This window comes from Arthrobacter sp. SPT-J7 (genome assembly GCF_059089965.1).
On record NZ_JBNHFF010000507.1, the window covers coordinates 1 to 769 of the forward strand.

Below are 769 nucleotides of genomic sequence, written 5' to 3' on the forward strand. Positions count from 1 at the left end.
TCTACGGGGACATCGCCACAACTATTGGCGGGGACAAAGTCAGCGTTACGGCCATCATCACCAAGACCAGCCAGGATCCGCATTCCTACGAAGCCACCGCCCAGGACCGGTTGGCCGTGTCCAAGGCGGACCTCGTCATTGAAAATGGCGGCGGATACGACGATTTCCTCCGTACCCTGGTGAAGGACAGCAATCTTGACGCAGGCAACGTGCTGAACGCCGTCGAACTTTCCGGCCCGGCACGCCCCGGGGAAGAGGCTTCCGGCGGGACAACCCCAGCGGAACCGCCGGCAGGGGATGTCCACGCCCAAGATCACGGCGAGTTGAACGAACACGTCTGGTACAACCTCGCGGCCATGGGACAGCTGGCCGATGGCGTCGCCGCCAAGCTTGGTGAGCTGGAGCCTGCCTCCGCCACAACCTTCGAATCGAACGCTGCCGCCTTCAAATCCGGGCTAGAGGAACTGGCTGGCAAACTTGAAGGGCTGAAGGCCGGCGGGGCCGGAGCGCAGGTTGCCGTGACCGAGCCGGTGCCGGTGTACCTGCTCGAAGCTGCAGGCCTGCAAAACGCTACGCCTGAGGACTACACTGCTGCGATTGAGGAAGGCTCCGATGTTCCGCCAGCCGTCCTCAAGGCCGCAACCGACCTGGTGTCCTCCAAATCTGTCCGGTTCGTCGCCTACAACGGCCAGACCGAAGGTCCGCAGACCGAAGCGCTGAAGAAGGCTGCCGAAGCGGCAGGCGTTCCGGTGGTCGACTTCAGTGAGAC

Annotated in this window: 1 protein-coding gene; it reads left to right on the forward strand. The window is 63.2% G+C overall.

Features of this window, described 5'->3' with window-relative positions; genetic code table 11:
* Positions 1-769, forward strand: a 769-nt coding sequence (locus AC5RWX_RS33935; RefSeq protein ID WP_494100526.1) for a metal ABC transporter solute-binding protein, Zn/Mn family, incomplete at both ends; no start/stop codon positions are given.